This is a genomic window from Citricoccus sp. GCM10030269 (genome assembly GCF_042665635.1).
Lineage (GTDB): Bacteria > Actinomycetota > Actinomycetes > Actinomycetales > Micrococcaceae > Citricoccus.
The window spans coordinates 455,993-474,839 of record NZ_JBHTCV010000005.1 but is presented as its reverse complement, the minus strand read 5'-3'; the positions used below and the strand labels follow the sequence as shown (position 1 = coordinate 474,839).

Sequence of the window (18,847 nt, the reverse complement as noted above, 5' to 3'; positions counted from 1 at the left end):
CGGTAATCGAGGACAGGGGAATGACCATGACCGTCACCGTTTACTCCAAGCCGGCCTGCGTTCAGTGCAACGCCACCTACCGTGCTCTGGACAAGAAGGGCATCGCCTACGAGACCGTGGACATGTCCCAGGACGCCGCCGCTCTCGAGCGCGTTCGGGCCCTGGGGTACATGCAGGCACCTGTGGTCATCACCGGTGCCGAGCACTGGTCCGGTTTCCGCCCGGACAAGATCGACGAGCTGGCCTCCGCCGTTTCCTCGGTGGCCTGAGGAATCCCAGAGCTTCATGAGCAGCGTGATCAGCCGGAGCAGGCCGGTGGATGCTGAGGCCGGGGAGGCCGGCACTCAGCGTCACACCACTGCCCGCCTGATCTACTTCTCGTCGGTCTCCGGCTATACCCATCGGTTCGTCACCAAACTGGACCTGCCCGCAGCGGACACGGCCCGGTTGCCGCTCAAAACCAAGGACCCCACCCTACTGGCCACTGAGCCATTCGTGCTCGTCGTGCCGACCTACGGCGGGGGAGACGGCAAGGGAGCGGTGCCGAAGCAGGTCATCACGTTCCTGAACGTCCCGTCGAACCGGAACTTGATCCGCGGCGTCATCGGCGCAGGCAACACGAACTTTTCCGAGGCGTACTGCCTCGCCGGGGAGATCATTTCGCGCAAGTGCAATGTCCCTCTCATGTACAGATTTGAACTCATGGGCACGCCGGAGGATGTCACGGCCGTGCGCGAAGGATTGGAAAGGTTTTGGAGATGACAGTCACCGAACAGGACATGATCAAGTCGGCCAAGCAGCTGCCGGCGGCTTGGCAGAATCTCGGCTACCACGAGCTGAATGCCATGCTCAACCTCTACGGGGCCGACGGCCAGATCCAGTTCGAGGCTGACCACGCCGCCGCGCGCCAGTACTTCCTCCAGCACGTCAACAACAACACGGTCTTCTTCCATGATCTGGATGAGAAGCTGACCTACCTCGTGGACAACGACTACTACGAGGCGGCCACGCTGGAGCAGTACTCCACCGAGTTCAAGCATTCGCTCTGGGAGCGGGCCTACCAGCTCAAATTCCGCTTTCCCACGTTCCTCGGCGCCTTCAAGTTCTACACGTCCTATGCGCTGAAGACCTTTGACGGCAAGCGGTACCTGGAACGCTACGAGGACCGTGTCTGCATGGTGGCGCTGCACCTGGCCCAGGGTGACGAGAAGCTCGCCGTGGACCTCGTCGAGGAGATGATCGGCGGCCGTTTCCAGCCCGCCACCCCCACTTTCCTCAATTCCGGCAAGGCCCAGCGTGGTGAGCTCGTCTCCTGCTTCCTGCTGCGCATCGAGGACAACATGGAGTCGATCGCACGCAGCGTCAACTCGTCCCTGCAGCTGTCCAAGCGTGGCGGCGGGGTGGCCTTGTCGCTGACCAACATCCGTGAGCACGGTGCCCCGATCAAGCAGATCGAGAACCAGTCCTCCGGCGTCATCCCGGTGATGAAGCTCCTCGAGGACTCCTTCTCGTACGCGAACCAGCTGGGTGCCCGTCAGGGGGCGGGTGCCGTGTACCTGCATGCTCACCACCCGGATATCTACCGGTTCCTCGACACCAAGCGCGAGAACGCCGACGAGAAGATCCGGATCAAGACGCTCTCCCTGGGCGTCGTCATCCCGGACATCACCTTCGAGCTGGCCAAGCGCAACGAAGACATGTACCTCTTCAGTCCGTACGACGTCGAGCGGGTCTACGGCAAGCCGTTCACCGAGATCTCGGTGACGGAGAAGTACTACGAGATGGTCGACGACGCGCGGATCAAGAAGTCGAAGATCAACGCCCGCGCCTTCTTCCAGACCTTGGCCGAGATCCAGTTCGAGTCGGGTTACCCGTACATCGTCTTCGAGGACACCGTGAACCGGGCGAACCCGATCAAGGGCCGGATCACCATGTCCAACCTGTGCTCCGAGATTCTTCAGGTCTCCGAGGCATCGGAGTTCAACGAGGATCTGTCCTACGCCAGTGTCGGCAAGGACATCTCCTGCAACCTCGGGTCCATGAACATCGCGAAGACGATGGATTCCCCGGACTTCGGCAAGTCCATCGAGACCGCCATCCGGGCTCTGACCGCCGTGTCCACGATGTCCGAGATCAACTCGGTGCCGTCCATCGTCAAGGGCAACAACTCCTCGCATGCCATCGGCCTGGGGCAGATGAACCTGCACGGCTATTTGGCGCGGGAACGCGTGCACTACGGCTCCGAAGAGGGCGTGGACTTCACGAACATGTACTTCTACACGGTGCTGTACCAGGCGTTGCGCACCTCGAACCGGCTGGCCATCGAGACCGGCTCGGCGTTCGGCGGTTTCGAAGACTCGAAGTACGCCTCCGGAGAGTTCTTCGACAAGTACACGGAGCAGACCTGGGAGCCGGCCACCGCGCGAGTTGCCGAGCTGTTCTCCGAGGCCGGCGTGACCATCCCCACGCAGGACGATTGGCGAGAGCTGAAGTCCTCCGTCATGGAGCACGGCATCTTCAATCAGAACCTGCAGGCCGTTCCCCCGACCGGATCGATCTCCTACATCAACAACTCGACCTCGTCGATCCACCCGGTGGCCTCGAAGATCGAGATCCGCAAGGAAGGCAAGCTCGGCCGCGTCTACTACCCGGCGCCGTACCTGACGAACGACAACCTCGAGTATTACGACGACGCTTACGAGATCGGCTACGAGAAGGTCATCGACACCTACGCTGCCGCCACTCAGCATGTGGACCAGGGACTGTCCCTGACGTTGTTCTTCAAGGACACCGCCACCACGAGGGACCTGAACAAGGCGCAGATCTACGCGTGGCGCAAGGGCCTCAAGACCATCTACTACATCCGCTTGCGCCAGCTTGCGCTGGAAGGCACTGAGGTTGAGGGCTGCGTTTCTTGCATGCTCTGACGCTCTGACGCGGTACCGTTCCCCGAATCTCTACGCCTGAAGTGAGGATGACACCACGATGATGGCCGACGCTGTCAAGACCCTCGAGACTGTCGAGGCAATCAACTGGAACCGGATCCAGGACGACAAGGATGTCGAGGTCTGGAACCGCCTGACCTCGAACTTCTGGCTTCCTGAGAAGGTGCCGCTGTCCAACGACATTCAGTCCTGGGCCACCCTCACCGAGGACGAGAAAACGCTCACCATGCGCGTCTTCACGGGCCTGACGCTATTGGACACCATCCAGGGAACCGTCGGCGCTGTCTCGCTGATCCCGGACTCTTTGACCACGCATGAGGAAGCGGTCTACACGAACATCGCGTTCATGGAGTCCGTTCACGCCAAGAGCTACTCCTCGATCTTCTCCACGCTGTCCGACACCAAGCAGATCGATGACGCGTTCCGTTGGTCACGGGAGAACGCGAGCCTGCAGAAGAAGGCGCAGATCATCCTGGACTACTACCACGGTGATGATCCGCTGAAGAAGAAGGTCGCCTCCACGATTCTGGAATCGTTCCTCTTCTACTCCGGGTTCTACCTGCCGATGTACTGGTCCTCCCACGCCAAGCTGACCAACACCGCGGACCTGATCCGGTTGATTATCCGCGATGAGGCCGTGCACGGCTACTACATCGGGTACAAGTTCCAGCGAGGCCTGGAGAAAGAGTCCGTTGAGCGTCAGCAGGAACTCAAGGACTACACCTTCGACTTGCTCTTCGAGCTGTACGAGAACGAAGTTCAGTACACCCAGGATCTCTATGACTCCGTCGGTTTGGCCGAGGATGTCAAGAAGTTCCTGCACTACAACGCCAACAAGGCGCTGATGAACCTGGGCTATGAAGGAATGTTCCCGTCGGCCGTGACCGACGTCAGCCCCGCCATCCTGTCCGCGCTCTCGCCGAATGCCGACGAGAATCACGACTTCTTCTCCGGCTCTGGCTCGTCCTACGTGATCGGCACGGCCGAGAACACCGAGGACGAAGACTGGGACTTCTAAGACCCTTGATGTAGCTCAGTCCTGACAGGGCAGATGAGAGGCCCGGAACGGCAGTTTTCTGCAGCTCCGGGCCTCTTTTGGTGCCTTCTGATCGCGCACCAACGACACGCCCAGGATTGGGTGAACCTTGTGTGAAAATTGGTTCAGATGTGACTGGAGTGGTCTGAAGTCAATATTTCCTTGCTAGTCTGGGTCTGGCGCAGAGGTCGATCATGGCGCCCGCTCCCACCGCTTTGCACCTTCTTGAGGGAAAATTGATATGTCCCGGACGCTTCATCCTGCTTTGAAGTCCAGCGCGGCCGCAGTATTGGCCCTGATGCTGACGGCCACCACCGTCGGACCCGCAACGGCGCAACCCGCCATGACGGATACCCTCCGCATGCCGGCCATGACGGCGGAGCCCGACCTTCCCGAGTCCCAGAAGGCTGCCGAGGTGGTGGGCAAGGACGAGCAGTCCATGGCGATCGAGGGCATCGACGCCGCAGCATTGCCTGCACCGGAGTCCGCTGAAGCGACCGAGTCCGCTGCGCCCGAGCCAACCGCGCCCGAATCTTCCGAGGTTCCGCCCTCGGAATCAGCGACCTCTGAAGCAGCCGTGACCGAGGACGCCGGCTCAGCCGAGGGTGTCACGTCCTCCGAGCCAGCCGAGCCGTCAACGGCAGTCGAGCCGGTAACGGCCTCGGCTTCCACTCCAGAGTCAGCCTCTGCTGCGGATGCCGCGCTGCAACAACTGCGAGAAAGGGCGACCGCTTCCACCGAAGCCGACGCCGGCTCTGCTTCTGCGGTGACGAGCGATGTTCCCGTCGCGCCCGAATCCGCCGAGCTGGCGGACTCCGTGCTGGCGGACGACGTGGACACGGCCACCATCGCGGCTCTGACCCTTCCGGTCGAGACGATCGATTTCGTCGTCGCAGGCGTCACGTGGGACATCGTCGACGCCGGCGAGGTCACCGACGTCTCATTGCGGGCCCGCGAGGAGTCGGGCTGGACCGACTGGAACAGCATGGAGATCCACGACGGGGATGAACGTCCTGGTCTGGAACGAACCGGAACAGAGCCGCTCGTCACGAACGGTGCGGATGCCATCCAAGTGCGGATCACCACTGTTGACGGCGACGTGCCTGCCGGACTGAAACTGGATCTCATCGATCCGGGAGAGGCCGAGACCGACGGCAAGCTCGAGGCCGGTTCCCCTGAATCACCGCAACTGGCACAGGTGGAGGAAGCGGCCGGTGTCTCGGGCCCGGCCGTGGGCGCAGAAACGACATTCGTGCCCGCGATCAACCAGCAGGACGGACTCATCACGGGGACGGCCGAAGCGACACCGGTCGCGACCAATTACGACAACATCCTCAAACCCAAGATCATCACTCGGGCCCAGTGGGGCGCTGACGAGTCGATTGTCCAGGACTGGGGGACCCCGTCCACTGATCTTCAGGCGATGTACGTCCACCACACCGCTGGGTCGAACAACTACTCGGAGTCCGGAGCCTATGCCCAGATCCGGGGCATCTTCACGTACCACGCGAAAACGCTGAACTGGGGCGACATCGGATACCAGTTCCTCGTGGACAAATACGGCAACATCTTCCAGGGCCGGCGGGGCTCGATCGACAAGCCGGTACAGGGTGCCCAGGCCGGTGGCTTCAACACTGACACGATCGGTGTCTCCGCCATGGGTAACTACGAGGAGGTTGGCGCGCCGGCGGCCATGGTGAGCGCCATCGAGCGGGTCTTGGCGTGGCAGGCCTACCGTTATGACGTCAATCCGACGGGGTCGGTGACGCTCACCCAGAGGGGCAAGAGTACTGCGAGGTGGTCCGACGGCTCTCGCCATACCGTGCGGACGATCTTGGGCCATCGCGATACCAACTTCACGTCCTGCCCGGGCCAGTACCTGTACGCGAAGCTCGGTTCCATCAGACAACACGTGGGAGCCAAGGTCGCCGCAGCGAAGAGTTCGCACGGGGAGCACCCCGGGACGCTGAGCAAGCCAACGCGCACCAGCAATCCGTACTCCTTGTCACTGCCGGGACTGACGGCCCGGGCGTCCTGGGGCGCAGGGTCTGCGGACGATTACCAGATCATGTATCGCGCTGTCCCCCACGGAGGTGGCAGCATCAACAGCCAGCCGTGGAAGGCCGGCCGCACCACCACGGGAACGGCGTTGAACTTGAGCACCGATCCGGGGGAGACGGCCCAGTTCGCGGTGCGTTCCCGGCGCGGGGGCGAGGTCAGCGACCAGACCTATCTCGGTCAGCACACGGGTCCCCTGTACTGGTCGAACCCGTCCATCTCCACGTCGGGACTCAAGAGCGTCACGGTGTCCGGCGGCGTCGGGAACAAGGGAATGAAACCCACGCGTACCTATAGCGTTGCGTTCCGCATCAATGACGCAGCAGCGGCGAACCGCTTGGTGCTCGGTGCGAAGGTGACCTCCGGGACCGCGAAGGTCAAGGTCACCAAGGACGGGAAGTCCTATGGAACCCTTCGGTTCACTGCCGGTGGGACCAAGTACCAAGGCGTGGACTTGCCGACGGGAGGCCAGGGCGCCATCCGCGTCTCGGTGTCCGGCACCACGGCGATCACGTTCACGTCCGCCGCAGTCACCCGGGCCGGACAGACCGGGGACGCCGTCGCCATCCAACGCGGCAATTGCGGGCCGCAGTTCCGGGACAACAAGCCCGGCTCCGGACACTTTACGGCGATCCAGTGGATGGCCTGCGAGGGCATCTCGGTCGGGTACTCGTCCGATAACACCTTCCGCAAGAACCAGAACGTGACGCGCGGCGAGACGGCACAGTTCATGTACAAGATGACCGAACAGACGCGGCAGTCCACGGGCAAGCCGTTCAAGGACGTCTCAACGGCCTACGTCAACGCCATCTCCTGGTTTGCTGCCCGGAAGATCTCGGTGGGCTATACCGACGGCACGTTCCGCCCGAACCGCGCTGTGAGTCGCGGCGAACTGGCTGCGTTCCTGTACGGATTGTCGGGGAGCCGCTACCAGGGACCGAGCTCGTCGCCGTTCAAGGACCTGAAGCCGACGTCTCCGAACTACGACGCGATCACCTGGCTGCGTTCGCAGGGGATCACCTCGGGCTACGCGGACGGTACGTTCAAGCCCAGCCGCTCCATCAGTCGAGCCGAGACGGCGGCCTTCCTGGAGTCCTTCTACGACGGGCCCCAGCGGTTCCTCTGAGGAACTCCGCGACCGCTCCGACCGCTCTGGCAAGATGGAAACCATGACTTCCCTCTCCGCGGCGGGGCGGCCCGGAATCCCCGTGCACGACGACGGCGGTGCCGCCTTCCAGCGCACCGCGCCACCGCGCGTCGTGGACGGGTGCCGCATTTCGACGTTCGACTCGACCGTCCACGCCCAGGGTGCGTGGAGGGACGATGAACTGCACATGGCGCCGGTCTCTGGCCTGGTGACCGCCGAGATTCTCGCCCATGCACCCCGACCGGAGCTGCGCCTGGCCCGTTTGTCCTTCGAAATTCTCGGGCTCCTGCACTATGGCCCGCTCACCGTCAGCACGCAGACCATCCGGCCGGGACGCACGATCGAGCTGATCGAGTCGACGGTGGAGGCTCAGGGACGTTCCGTGCTGATCGCCCGAGCGTGGCGATTGCTCACCGGGGACACCTCCGAGGTGAGTGCCACCCGCGATCCCGGGCTGACCCCGTTGGCCGAGTGCCACTCCTATCCGGACATGGCACAGAGCTGGCCGGGCGGGTTCATCCGGTCGCTGGACATCAGGGTGGCCGATGACCATCGCCCCGGCGACGGCCGGTGCTGGATCACCAGTGAGGTCGAGATGATCGCCGGTGAGCCGACCGCGGACTTGGTGCGGTTGATCGGGATGGTGGACACGGCCAACGGCGTGGCAGCCTTCTTGCCCACGGGGCCGGGCGGCTACACCTTCCCCAACGTGGATTTACAGATCCACCTGTACCGCGAGCCGGTGGGGCGGTGGTTGGGCCTGGCGACGTCCTCCCATCTGGGGACGGACGGGATCGGCCTGACGTCGACGGTTCTTCACGACGAGTCCGGTCCGTTCGGCCATGCAGAGCAGCTTCAGACAGTTCGCCGGGTTCCTGTGTCCGATGCCTGAGCCACGACACCGTTCCTCCGGCCCGGTCCGCGCGCAGGCGGGTACTGACGATGCCGCGATTCAGTGGGTCCATCAGCAGTCGTCTTTGGGTGCGCTGGCGGATCTGGACTACGGGATCACCTTGCTGCGCGCGCTCCAGTCGCGCGTGCTGACGGCGCCGCTGGTCCGGCTCTATCGTCCGTCGCCCACGGTAGCCTTCGGTCAGCGTGATGTGCGCCTGCCCGGATTTGAGCGCGCTCGGCAAGCTAGTCTGGCGCACGGCTTTACCCCCGTGGTCCGACGCGCGGGCGGCCGGGCCGCCGCATATCACCGGGGAAGCCTCGTGGTGGACCACCTCCAGCGTGATGCCGATGCCGTTCATGGATTTCGTGACCGCTTTGCCGGGTTCGGTGAACTGTTCGCGGAGGTGTTCCGGGCTGCCGGCGTGCCCGCCGCTGTGGGTGAGATCCCGGGCGAGTATTGCGCCGGAGAGTACTCCGTGCACGCCCAGCGGCAGAGGGTTCCCGGAGCCGGTGGCGCCGTGGAGGCCAGGGGCGACATCGAACGAGGTCCGGTCAAGCTGGTCGGCACGGCACAGAGGGTGGTCAAGGGCGCCTGGCTGTTCTCCTCCTCGCTCGTCGTGGAGGACCCCGAACCGATTCGGGCGGTACTGGTAGACGTCTATGCCGCACTGGGCCTCGACTGGGACCCGTCCACGGCCGGCGCTGCCACGGAGGCTCAGGTGGACGTGACGGTGGAGTGCATCGCCGACGGACTGCGCGCGTCCTACGGGACCGTGGTGGACCGGCCCTGGGAGGACTTGTTGGCCAGTGTCCCGGCCGGCTAAGCCGTCGTCATCCGTTTCAGCCGCTGATGGAGCTCCCGTTTGGCCACGGGAGTGAATCCGGCCTGGAGATAGCGCTCGCGCAGCTCGGCCTCGTTCCGCATCAGGGACCACCCACGCTGCAGCAGGAAGGGAACGGGCTTGCGGCGTTCGGCGACGTCGCGCGCGAACCGCCGGGCCGCCGTCGGGAACCGGTGTTGGTCGATGTACCAGGCATGGAACTCGATGCCTAGCTGCGTGAGGACGCCGGGAAGCTCGGCGGCGAAAATGCCCTCGGCCACGATCGGCCCAGAGGCGAGCTCATAGTCTTCGTATCCGGTGATCGAGGAGGTGGCGATCGAGTACTGGGGAACACGCGCCCGGCCGGATTCCAGCAACTCGATGATGGTGTCCACAGCAGCGCGGAGGTTCCAGGTGAGTGGGTGGTCCCAGTCGATCTCTCCGTAGGCCGTTCGGGGGAACTCCGGGCCGGGGCCGCCGACGGCACTGTCCTCGGAGGCTTCGCGATAGAACGAATCCAGTACGAGATGGGGACGCCCGTAGGTGCGGGCGAGATAGGACTTGCCCGAGCCGGAGGCCCCGCCCAACAGGACGAGGCCTCCAGAAGTCGAGCCCAGTTCGGTGTTCACCGCCGCATCGGCGTTCTCATCTGACACCGGTTCAGTTGCCGCGATGGATCCACTCCTGCAGATGTGGAGCCTCGGCACCGATGGTGGTCGAATCTCCGTGGCCGGTGTACACCGTGGTCTCCGGCGGCAAGGTGAACAACCGGTTCTTGATCGAGTCGATGATGGTGTCGAAGTCGGAATAGGACCGACCAGTGGCGCCGGGGCCGCCTTGAAAGAGCGTGTCTCCGGAGAAGACGACACCCTGGTTTCCGCCCAGACTGACCAACTCGGGGGAGTAGAAGCACACGGAGCCGGGGGAGTGCCCCGGGGTGTGGATCGCCGTGAGTTTGGCTCCGCCGACGGAGAAGGTGTCCCCGTCCGTGATCGTTCCGTCAGGGCTCTCGTTCGGATAGACGCTGTCCCAGAGCATGCGGTCTGCCTCATGCAGCAGCACGGGAGCGTCCGCCATGGTGCGGAACGACTGGACCGCGCGGATGTGATCGTCGTGGCCGTGGGTGAGCAGGATGGCGACCACCTGGCGGCCGTTGACCGCCTTGAGCACCGCTTGCGAGTCGTGGGCCGGGTCGATGACCACGCAGGTCTCGTCATCCCCGACGATCCAGACGTTGTTGTCGACGTCCCATGTGCCGCCGTCGAGGGAGAAGGTACCGGAGGTGACGATCTTGTTGACGCGTGCCATCAGAGCACCACCACCGAACGGAGAACGTCACCGGAGTGCATCTTCTCGAAGGCGGCGTCGATGTCGCCGAGGCCGATGGTCTCGGTGACGAAGGCGTCCAGATCGAGCCGGCCGAGGTTGTATTGGTCGATCAGCATCTGGAAGTCACGGGACGGCAGGCAGTCGCCGTACCAGGAGGATTTCAGCGATCCGCCGCGGCCGAAGACGTCGAGCAGAGGGAGGTCCAGTTGCATGTCCGGAGTGGGGACTCCTACGAGGACGACTCGACCTGCGAGATCGCGGGCGTAGAAGGCCTGCTTATAGGTTTCGGGGCGGCCGACGGCGTCGATCACCACATCCGCGCCGAAGCCACCGGTGAGTTCCTGGATGGCTTCCACGGCGTCCTGGTCCTTGGAGTTGACCGTGTGGGTGGCTCCGAGCTCGATGGCCTTGTCGAGTTTCCGCTGGTCCAGGTCCACGGCGATGATCGTGGTGGCCCCGGCCAGTTTGGCGCCGGCGATCGCGGCGGTTCCCACGCCTCCGCAGCCGATGACGGCCACGGACTCGCCGCGCTTGACCTCACCGGTGTTGATGGCCGCACCGATGCCGGCCATGATGCCGCAGCCGAGCAGTCCGGCGGCAGCATTCTGTTTCTCGGAGACTCCGTCGACCTTGGTGCACTGCCCTGCAGCCACGAGCGTCTTCTCGGCGAAAGCGCCGATCCCCAGTGCCGGGTCGAGCTCGGTGCCGTCCTCTAGGGTCATCTTCTGGGAGGCGTTGTGGGTGTTGAAGCAGTACTGGAGCTGCCCCTTCTTGCAGGCCCGGCATTCACCGCAGACGGCGCGCCAGTTGAGGATGACTTTGTCCCCCACGGCGACGTCGGTGACGCCGGCCCCAATGGCGGAGACGGTTCCGGTGGCCTCATGGCCGAGCAGGTAGGGGTAGTTGTCCCCGATGCCGCCCTGGACGTAGTGCAGATCGGTGTGGCATACGCCGCAGGTGAGGATGTCCACCACGGCCTCGCCCGGACCCGGATCCGGGATGACGATCGTCTCGATGCTGACGGGCGCGTCCTTCGACTTCGCGACGACGGCCTGGACCTTCTGGGGCATGTGCTGCTCCTTCTTGCGCTCTGGGCAATGAGTGCGGACTGGGTGATGCGGTTGAGTCCATCCCACCACATCCGGCGGACACGGTCATGCATAGGGAGAGTGGTCATGTTGACTCACGGATTGATTCACGGTGGTGGTGGTCCGTGGCGAGTCTGGGATGGTGAATCCGGAGTGGATGCTGGCTGCTGCGGCGGCGGCGGGTCAACGCTTGAATCCGGTCCTTGGTTGTGGATAACTGTGACGCAGATCAAGGCGTCTGCATAGACTGTGGTGCAGTGTCGGGCTGGCGAGATTGCTGGGCGCTTGTTGATGGCTGTATCAGGCTTCGCCGTGGGGACGGTGTGCCGGCTCATCTGGGAGCACCTTTCTGGATGATGTGTCGATGGCTTTGGTGCCGTGATGGAGGGGTCCAGTTGGGCGTTCCGATGATTCGTGCTGGTCGGACCGTGGCGGTTTCCGCGCTGCTGGTCGCGGGGCTGGCGCTGACCGGGTGTAGTGGCGATGGCGGGGAAGGCAACGAGGGCGGCGAGGGGAATCCCTCGGAATCTGCCAGTCCGACGAAGACAGTGAGTGAATCCGGCGGTAGTTCGCCGGAGCCTGGTGAATCCGGTTCTAGTTCTGGTTCTAGCTCTGGTTCGGAGAGTGGGTCGCCGTCCGTGGGGCCGTATGAGCCGGCGACGTCGACCTCTCCGGCCAAGAACGTGCCGGTGCCTGAGATGCCTGATGCGGTCAAGGAGCCGACGCAGGAGGGGCTCGAAGCTGCTGTGGAGTACTGGTGGGAGACCGAGTACTACCTCAAGGCCACAGGTGAATCTTCCGAGATCGAGAGTATGTCCACTGATGATTGTGGTATCTGTGTAAGCCTAATAAATCGGTGGTCAGAAGTGTATGAACTCGGCGGATGGGCTGAAAATGGCCCGGCCAAAGTCGAAGTTCAGTTTACAAGTGTCGACAACGGCGGGACAGGCGGTACTGGTGCCATGCTCGTTTCGGAGTCTCCGGGTCAGATGTACAAGCCTGACGGTGTTCCGGCTGCCACTGGAGACGGCTCAGATGAGCGACCATGGGTGTTTTCGGCGATTTACGACAAGTCGTCTATGCATTGGTCTATTGACGACATAGAAGCGCAGGGCTGAGCGTAATGGCTATAAGGCCACGAGTAATTATTTATACCGTCAGTCTATGTATATCAGTATTGGTGATATTTGCGGCAGTAGTACAAGCCCCCAGAGCTGCAGCCGATGATTGTGGAGGGCCTTTCTGCGGAGGCATCTTCGATACTGAGAAGGAAACGCCGAATTTCGGAGTCGGTGGGCGTCAAGACGACTTTCCGACGAAAGGCGGTGAAATGTCTAGGAGGGATGACGGAAGCCCCGTCGGCATGATTTCTGGATCGAATCAAGAAAAGGCCAAGCCCGATCGAATCATCACCATTACGCAGCCGTATTGCTTCGACCTCAGGGGAGTCGGCGATATGGACTGTTTTGAGGCGGAGCTGGCAGCTTGTGGGGATTCTAGTCAGTGGCTCATTGAGGCCCAGTATCCAGCGAACAACATCGACGCCATGGAGCGGGTAGGGTCTCCATTTTGTTCTGAACCAACCGACCCAGTCGTGATGGATCCGGCCGTGGATGCTCCGGATGCTCCGCCGATGCCGGTGGTGACGTTGGAGGATTTCCGGGCGTTGGATATCGCGCCGTCGTCGATTGAGTCGGACTCTGGGGGATTCGGGCTGATTCGGGCGCATACGAACTTTTTTGCCACTGAGGAGCCGCAGACGTTGAACACGACGATGTTGGGCCAGCAGGTGGCGATCCAGGCGGTGCCGGTGCGGTGGACCTGGGAGTACGGGGATGGGTCGGAGCCGGTGTCGAATCCGTTCCCGGGTGGCCCGCAGAGGGAGTTCAACCAAGAAACCACGACCAGTCATGTGTATGAGGACACCGGGACGTTTCCGGTGTCGTTATCGACGGCGTATCGGGGTCAGTTCTCGGTCAATGATGGTCCGTGGATTGCTATTCCGGGCATGGCGACGGTGGCCAGTGAGCCGGCTTCGGCGGATATTTGGCGCTCGAAGTCCAAGAATGTGGCCGAGGATTGTGATGCCAACCCGGAGGGGTGGGCGTGCGGGGACCCCTTCGAGGCCAACTGAGCCCAGGAACTCTAGCCGGATGTGCGGCAGACTAGGTCCATGTGCGGACGGTATGTGATGGCTCGGGCCATCGGAGACCTGGTGGCCGATTCCGGAGCGATGGAGCCTGACGAGGAATTCGCGCTGCCGCCGAACTGGAATGTCGCACCCACTGCGGACGTCGCTGTAGTGTTGGAGCGTGCGGGTGAAACGGACACTCGCCGGGAAATCCATGTGGCCCGTTGGGGATTGGTGCCGCCGTGGGCCAAGGACGTTTCGATGGGAGCGCGGGCGTTCAATGCCCGCTCCGAGACGGTGGTTGAGAAGCCCACGTTCCGCTCTGCGATCAAGGCGCGGCGCTGTGCAGTCCCTGCAGACGGATACTACGAGTGGCTGAAGCCCGACGCCGGCGCCCCCAAGACCACGAAGAAGCGGCCCTTCTACATCCACCCGCACAACGGCTCGCCCATCTACTTCGCTGGCCTCTACGAATGGTGGAAGGATGCGTCGGTCCCGGAGGGCGATCCTCATCGGTGGTTGTTGAGTTGCACGATCCTCACGGGCCCATCACCGGACGCCGCCGTCGTAGAGTCGGCCAGTGTGCAGGGCATGACCGAAGCTGGGCGAGCAACTCTGGAGCAGTTGGGTCAGCTGCACGACCGCTTCCCTCTGCCCATGAACCCCGAGACCATGGACGCATGGCTGAAACCGGAGAAGCTCTCGTCCGCGGAAGCGGCCCAGGCCCTAGTGGAGCGCGTGCTCGATCAGGGTTACTCGACGGCATCAGAGTGGACGCTGGACGAGGTTGACCCCGCCGTGGGAAACGTGCGCAACAACGGTCCCGAGTTGATTGAACCCATGCAGTCGTTGCTCTGAGGGTTCCGACACTGGCCTGTCTGGCGGCCTTGTACCTCCCTTTTTCTGCACCACTTCTGCACCCCCGGTCTTATCGTGTCCGGTCCCTTTCGTAGCCTCACTCTTGGTACTAGAACACATGTTCGAATACCATGGCGGGGTACGGCCAGCCTTCCCTCCAAGGCCGTTTCACTTCCCACCGCCATACCGGGCAGCCCGGTTTCAGGCTCGTCGTTCCTTCCCAGACGGCAACGAGCAGGAAGCCGGAACACGCTGAATCCGGACATCCGCCGGCCTGTGCCGGTGGGTGAAACACGGCATGAGAAGGCACGACGAGAACAGGGCAGGAATCACGTCTCATGGGAATCTTCACGCAATCGGTCACCGTCGGATGCACGACCGCGGGGGTACCGCTACACCTGGATTGGAACGGGCGTAGCTATGTGCTGGCTGCCGAACCGGTGCGCTGGTACGAGCGTCGGAAATGGTGGATGGAGGAACACCGGGCTGAACGGGGCCGCGGCGCCGGGCTGGTGGACCATGAAGTCTGGCGAGTCCAGGTGCGACTGGAGAAAGCCCGCAATGCACCCCTACTGACTTTGGACCTCTCACACCACATCGATTCCGGCCGTTGGCGACTGGTCCGGATCTACGATGGCGCCTCCGTGCGCCTGAAAGAGAGCGCTTGATGGTCGCTACGTCGGCAGTTTCCGGTGCTGCCTCTGGCACCCGGAGATCAGGCTTCCCGCACCTGCATGTGGCCAGTGCTTTCAGCTCTCACTACGGGGTGTCCTGGCCCGCTGAACTCGCGGCGGCTGCCGCTGCGGACGGTGCGGAAGTGCTGGCCTGCACTGATCGCGATGGCCTCTACGGCACGGCCAAGCACGTCGCTGCCTGCCTGGAGCAGGGCGTGGACCCAGTGATCGGGGTGGATCTGTCGGTGGCCTGGGAGGACGACGTCGGCGGTTCCCCGTCCTCCCCGCGGCGCTCTGGCGCGGTGCCCACCAACCCGGCCGGTCGGGTGGTCGTGCTGGCCAGGGGCGGAACCGGAGGCACCGGCTACCGTGCTCTGGTGCGGCTCATCTCGGCCGCCCACGCCCACACCACGGGTGGCTCGGCGGGGGGATCTCCCTATGTCACCGTGACCGAGCTGGCGCAGTGGTCCGCCGGTCGGCACCACGGTGCGCCGCCGGAACTGTTCGTGCTGCTGGGACCGGGGTCCGACGTCGGGCAGTTGATGGCAGCGCGCAAGTACACGGCCGGCCGGACTCTGCTCCGCCGCTGGAAATCAGCGTTGCCCGCCGGTGCTCTGCGGGTGGAGGTGGCCTGCCACCTGTCCCCGCCGGGGGAGAAGCTGTCCACACCGCACGCCGTGAAGATGCTGCGGGCTGCGGGAGACAACAGGGTGCCGGCGGTGCTGACGAACGCGGTGCGCTATGCGGCCCCGGATGGGGCCGCCACTGCTGATGTTCTTGATGCAGCACGGGCTCTGAGCTCTCTGGAGACTCTCGGCGACCTACAGCCCAATGGGCAGGGCTGGCTGAAATCTGCTGGGGCCATGTATGAGATCGCCCGCGAGATCTGCCGTGCCGCGAATGGGGGAGGCAGCACGGCCGAAGGGGCGAAGGCTCTGCTGGATGCGACCCACGATCTCGCCGATCTCTGCCGTATGGATCCGGGGCCGGATCTGGGCTGGATGCGGCCCACCGTGCCGGAAGCCTCGGTCATCGGCATTGATGGTGACCCCGTGACCGAACTGCGCCAGCGTTCTCTGGCCGGGGCCGGGGCGCGATTCCCGGACCTCTACAGCGGAACCCGGTTTGCGTCGTCGCCGGCGGGCCAGGAGCTGGAGAACCGGCTGGAACACGAGCTGGGGATCATCAACCGTCTCGGTTTCGCCAGCTACTTCCTCACCGTGGCTGAGGTGGTGCGGATGATCGAAGGTCTGGGAGTGCGGGTTTCGGCGCGAGGCTCTGGAGCGTCATCCCTGGTCAACCACCTGTTGCGGATTTCCAACGTGGACCCGGTGCGGCACGAGCTGATCTTCGAGAGGTTCCTCTCCAACGATCGCTCCACCCTGCCGGACATCGATATCGACGTGGAGTCCGCCCGCCGGCACGAGGTCTATCGCGCGATGTTCGAGAGATTCGGGGCGGAGCGCACCACGCTGATGAGCATGCAAAACGGCTACCGGGCGCGGGGCGCGGTGCGGGATGCCGGGATGGCCCTCGGTATGGAGCCCGCTCAGGTGGACACGATCGCTAAACAGTTGTGGCGGTTCTCAGCGTCGAGTTTCCGCGAGGCCATGGACCGGATGCCGGAGTTGCGCGGCTTCGCTGAGCAGGTCGAATCCGGGCGGGCCGCAGGGCAGCAGCAACTGGATCTGTTAGTGGATCTGACCGAACGGCTGGACCGGTTGCCGCGGCACATCGCCATGCACCCGTGCGGGGTCATCCTCGGCGATGCGACACTGCTCGACCGGACTCCCGTGCAACCCTCGGGAATCGATCTGCCGATGAGCCAGTTCGATAAGCACGACATGGACCCCATGGGCATGCTCAAGCTCGACGTCCTCGGGGTGCGGATGCAGTCGACCATCGCCTATACCCTGCAGGAGATCGAGCGCACCACGGGAACACAGGTCGATCTCGAACAGGTGCCTCTGGATGATGAGCCGACCTTTGACATGATCCGGACGACTCACACCCTGGGCGTTTTCCAGATCGAGTCCCCGGGCCAGCGGGAACTGCTCGGGAAGATGGCGCCGACCGAGTTCAACGATCTCATCATCGACATCTCCCTGTTCCGTCCGGGGCCCATGCAATCGGACATGGTGCGACCGTTCCTTGAACAACGCCACGGCTTCTCCGAGGCCCGGTATCCCCATCCAGACCTCGAAGCCGTGCTCGCTGAGACCCACGGGGTGACCGTGTTCCACGAACAAGTGCTGCGGACCTTGGACACGATGACCGAATGCGGACTGGCGAAGGCCGATGAGTTCCGACGCCAGATCGGAGGGCCGCAGGAAGATCGGGTGGAGGCGTTCTTCCGGTCCGCAGCAGTGGCCAGGGGTTATCCGGCGACGGTCGTCGACGAAGTGTGGGCAACGCTCAGAGCCTTCGGGTCGTTCGGCTTCTGCAAGGCGCATGGAGCGGCGTTCGCCGTGCCGACCTACCATTCAGCGTGGCTCAAGACCCATTACCCCGAGGCCTTCCTGGCGGGCATCTTCGAGCACGACCCGGGGATGTACCCCCGCCGGCTGATGATCGCCGAGGCTCGACGCCTGGGCATTCCGGTGTTGCCGGTGGACATCAATGCCTCCACGGATCGGTTCCGCATGGAGTGGGTTCCTGCACATCCGGAACATCACGACGCCGGCCGGTGGGGTATTCGGATCGCGCTGAACGCGCTGTCCGGCCTGAGCGAGGCAGAGATCAAGCGGATCGTGGCTGGGCAGCCGTACGTCTCGTTGGCCGATGTGCGTGACCGTGCCCGTCCCACCAGACGCAATCTTGAACGTCTCGCCCAACTCGGGGCGCTGGACAGTCTGCTGCCGCCGGGCGGAGCGTCGCGCACTGACCTGGTCCATCATCTCGAGTTGCAGCATGCCGGTGGTTCGGCGAAATCGGCGTTGGGACACCACCCCACCGGACACCGACGCAGCACGGGGAAGCGCCAGGTGGACGGGCAGCTGTCCCTGGATCTGCCGGACACTGAGGCGGCCACCATCGTGCCGATGTTCCCGGATCCGAGTCGCGATCAAAAGGTGCGCACCGAGCTCGACTTGACCGCGATGGACACCACCGCGCATCTGATGGAGTCGCACCGCCCGTACCTGGACGCGCTCGGGGTGACGCCGGCGTCGGAATTGCTCTCCCTGAGGTCTCAGTCTCGAGTACTGGTGGCCGGGGTGCGTGTGGCGACGCAGACTCCGCCCATGCGCAGTGGCAAGCGTGTCGTGTTCATCTCCGTGGACGACGGGACAGGATGTGTGGACGCCTCCTTCTTCACGGAGGCCCAGCACGAGACCGGAGAAATGCTCTTCTCGGCGCGGCTGATGTTGATCGAGGGCACCACGCGTCGCACCGGCCCGAAGGCGATCAGCCTGCAGGCCATCCGTGCGTGGGATCTGCATCGGCCGGAGATGCTGCCGGATCCGGACTATCTGGACAGCACACGCGAACAGTGGAGGGCCTGGCTGCGCCGTGATCGGAGCAGGGCCGGGGCTGCGGTGCCGTGGGGGCCGGTGGACTCTTCAGCGGCCCAGCAACAGGACACCGGTGGAGCTCGGCGTACCGTCGGGGCTACCGCCAGCTCACCCCACCTTCCCGACGCCGGCACGTCCGTTCCCGACGTTCCCCACCATGACATGGGCGTCTGGGCCGCCAAGGCGAGCCATGACGGCGCCACCCGCCGTCCCGTTCCCGTGCCGCATCCTGAGACCTGGGAACTGTTGCCGACTCCGGAGGAGTAGGGCTGGAGGAGTAACGGCGGGGGAGCAAAGCCGCGGGACAGCCGGAAAAGTCACGGGGAGATATCCAGTGTCGTGGCTGCGATGATC

Annotated in this window: 15 protein-coding genes; 12 read left to right on the top strand and 3 right to left on the bottom strand. The window is 63.8% G+C overall.

All coding sequences use genetic code 11. The annotated features are described in order from the left end of the window. Positions 1-26 precede the first annotated feature (26 nt). The 7 genes from nrdH to ACFQQD_RS09285 all read left to right on the top strand — a co-directional run bounded on the left by nrdH (position 27) and on the right by ACFQQD_RS09285 (position 8,904). Positions 27-269 carry a glutaredoxin-like protein NrdH gene (gene nrdH / locus ACFQQD_RS09315; RefSeq protein ID WP_378088578.1) on the top strand — a complete coding sequence of 81 codons (243 nt, stop codon included), beginning with the start codon at positions 27-29 and terminating at the stop codon, positions 267-269. 16 nt (positions 270-285) lie between these two features. Then, positions 286-762, top strand: coding sequence for a class Ib ribonucleoside-diphosphate reductase assembly flavoprotein NrdI (gene nrdI / locus ACFQQD_RS09310; RefSeq protein ID WP_378088576.1), 477 nt, complete (start codon positions 286-288; stop codon positions 760-762). Continuing rightward, a complete protein-coding gene (gene nrdE, locus ACFQQD_RS09305; protein ID WP_378088574.1) occupies positions 759-2,927 on the top strand; it encodes a class 1b ribonucleoside-diphosphate reductase subunit alpha in 2,169 nt (722 codons plus the stop codon). The genes nrdI and nrdE overlap by 4 nt, the downstream gene beginning before the upstream one ends. A 61-nt stretch (positions 2,928-2,988) precedes the next feature. After that, complete coding sequence (gene nrdF / locus ACFQQD_RS09300) at positions 2,989-3,963, top strand: class 1b ribonucleoside-diphosphate reductase subunit beta (protein ID WP_378090074.1); 975 nt, start codon at positions 2,989-2,991, stop codon at positions 3,961-3,963. A gap of 259 nt (positions 3,964-4,222) precedes the next feature. Next, the gene (locus ACFQQD_RS09295; RefSeq protein ID WP_378088572.1) at positions 4,223-7,165 is read left to right on the top strand and encodes an S-layer homology domain-containing protein; all 2,943 of its coding nucleotides are present in this window, start codon (positions 4,223-4,225) and stop codon (positions 7,163-7,165) included. Between the two features lie 43 nt (positions 7,166-7,208). Beyond that, complete coding sequence (locus ACFQQD_RS09290) at positions 7,209-8,078, top strand: thioesterase family protein (protein WP_378088570.1); 870 nt, start codon at positions 7,209-7,211, stop codon at positions 8,076-8,078. Beyond that, positions 8,071-8,904 carry a biotin/lipoate A/B protein ligase family protein gene (locus tag ACFQQD_RS09285; RefSeq protein ID WP_378088568.1) on the top strand — a complete coding sequence of 278 codons (834 nt, stop codon included), beginning with the start codon at positions 8,071-8,073 and terminating at the stop codon, positions 8,902-8,904. Before ACFQQD_RS09290 ends, ACFQQD_RS09285 begins: the two co-directional genes overlap by 8 nt. Here the strand turns inward: ACFQQD_RS09285 and ACFQQD_RS09280 are convergent. From ACFQQD_RS09280 to ACFQQD_RS09270, 3 genes are read right to left on the bottom strand one after another with little or no spacing between them, the layout of a single operon-like run. After that, entirely contained in the window at positions 8,901-9,557 is a 657-nt protein-coding gene (locus tag ACFQQD_RS09280; RefSeq protein ID WP_378088566.1) for a uridine kinase, read from the bottom strand. The genes ACFQQD_RS09285 and ACFQQD_RS09280 overlap by 4 nt on opposite strands. A 4-nt stretch (positions 9,558-9,561) precedes the next feature. Continuing rightward, positions 9,562-10,209 (bottom strand): MBL fold metallo-hydrolase, encoded by a 648-nt coding sequence (locus ACFQQD_RS09275; protein WP_378088564.1) that lies wholly within the window; start codon positions 10,207-10,209, stop codon positions 9,562-9,564. Next, complete coding sequence (locus tag ACFQQD_RS09270) at positions 10,209-11,300, bottom strand: S-(hydroxymethyl)mycothiol dehydrogenase (RefSeq protein ID WP_378088561.1); 1,092 nt, start codon at positions 11,298-11,300, stop codon at positions 10,209-10,211. Before ACFQQD_RS09270 ends, ACFQQD_RS09275 begins: the two co-directional genes overlap by 1 nt. A gap of 371 nt (positions 11,301-11,671) precedes the next feature. Here ACFQQD_RS09270 and ACFQQD_RS09265 point away from each other — a divergent pair, with 371 nt between their 5' ends. The 5 genes from ACFQQD_RS09265 (at position 11,672) to ACFQQD_RS09245 (ending at position 18,760) form a co-directional block, all read left to right on the top strand. Further along, the gene (locus tag ACFQQD_RS09265; protein WP_378090072.1) at positions 11,672-12,436 is read left to right on the top strand and encodes a DUF6318 family protein; all 765 of its coding nucleotides are present in this window, start codon (positions 11,672-11,674) and stop codon (positions 12,434-12,436) included. A gap of 245 nt (positions 12,437-12,681) precedes the next feature. Next, the gene (locus ACFQQD_RS09260; RefSeq protein ID WP_378088559.1) at positions 12,682-13,452 is read left to right on the top strand and encodes a PKD domain-containing protein; all 771 of its coding nucleotides are present in this window, start codon (positions 12,682-12,684) and stop codon (positions 13,450-13,452) included. 39 nt (positions 13,453-13,491) lie between these two features. After that, positions 13,492-14,307, top strand: a complete 816-nt coding sequence (locus ACFQQD_RS09255) for an SOS response-associated peptidase (RefSeq protein WP_378088557.1) — start codon at positions 13,492-13,494, stop codon at positions 14,305-14,307. A gap of 338 nt (positions 14,308-14,645) precedes the next feature. Then, a complete protein-coding gene (locus tag ACFQQD_RS09250; protein WP_378088555.1) occupies positions 14,646-14,975 on the top strand; it encodes a DUF6504 family protein in 330 nt (109 codons plus the stop codon). Further along, positions 14,975-18,760, top strand: coding sequence for a DNA polymerase III subunit alpha (locus tag ACFQQD_RS09245; RefSeq protein ID WP_378088553.1), 3,786 nt, complete (start codon positions 14,975-14,977; stop codon positions 18,758-18,760). Before ACFQQD_RS09250 ends, ACFQQD_RS09245 begins: the two co-directional genes overlap by 1 nt. Positions 18,761-18,847: the final 87 nt, after the last annotated feature.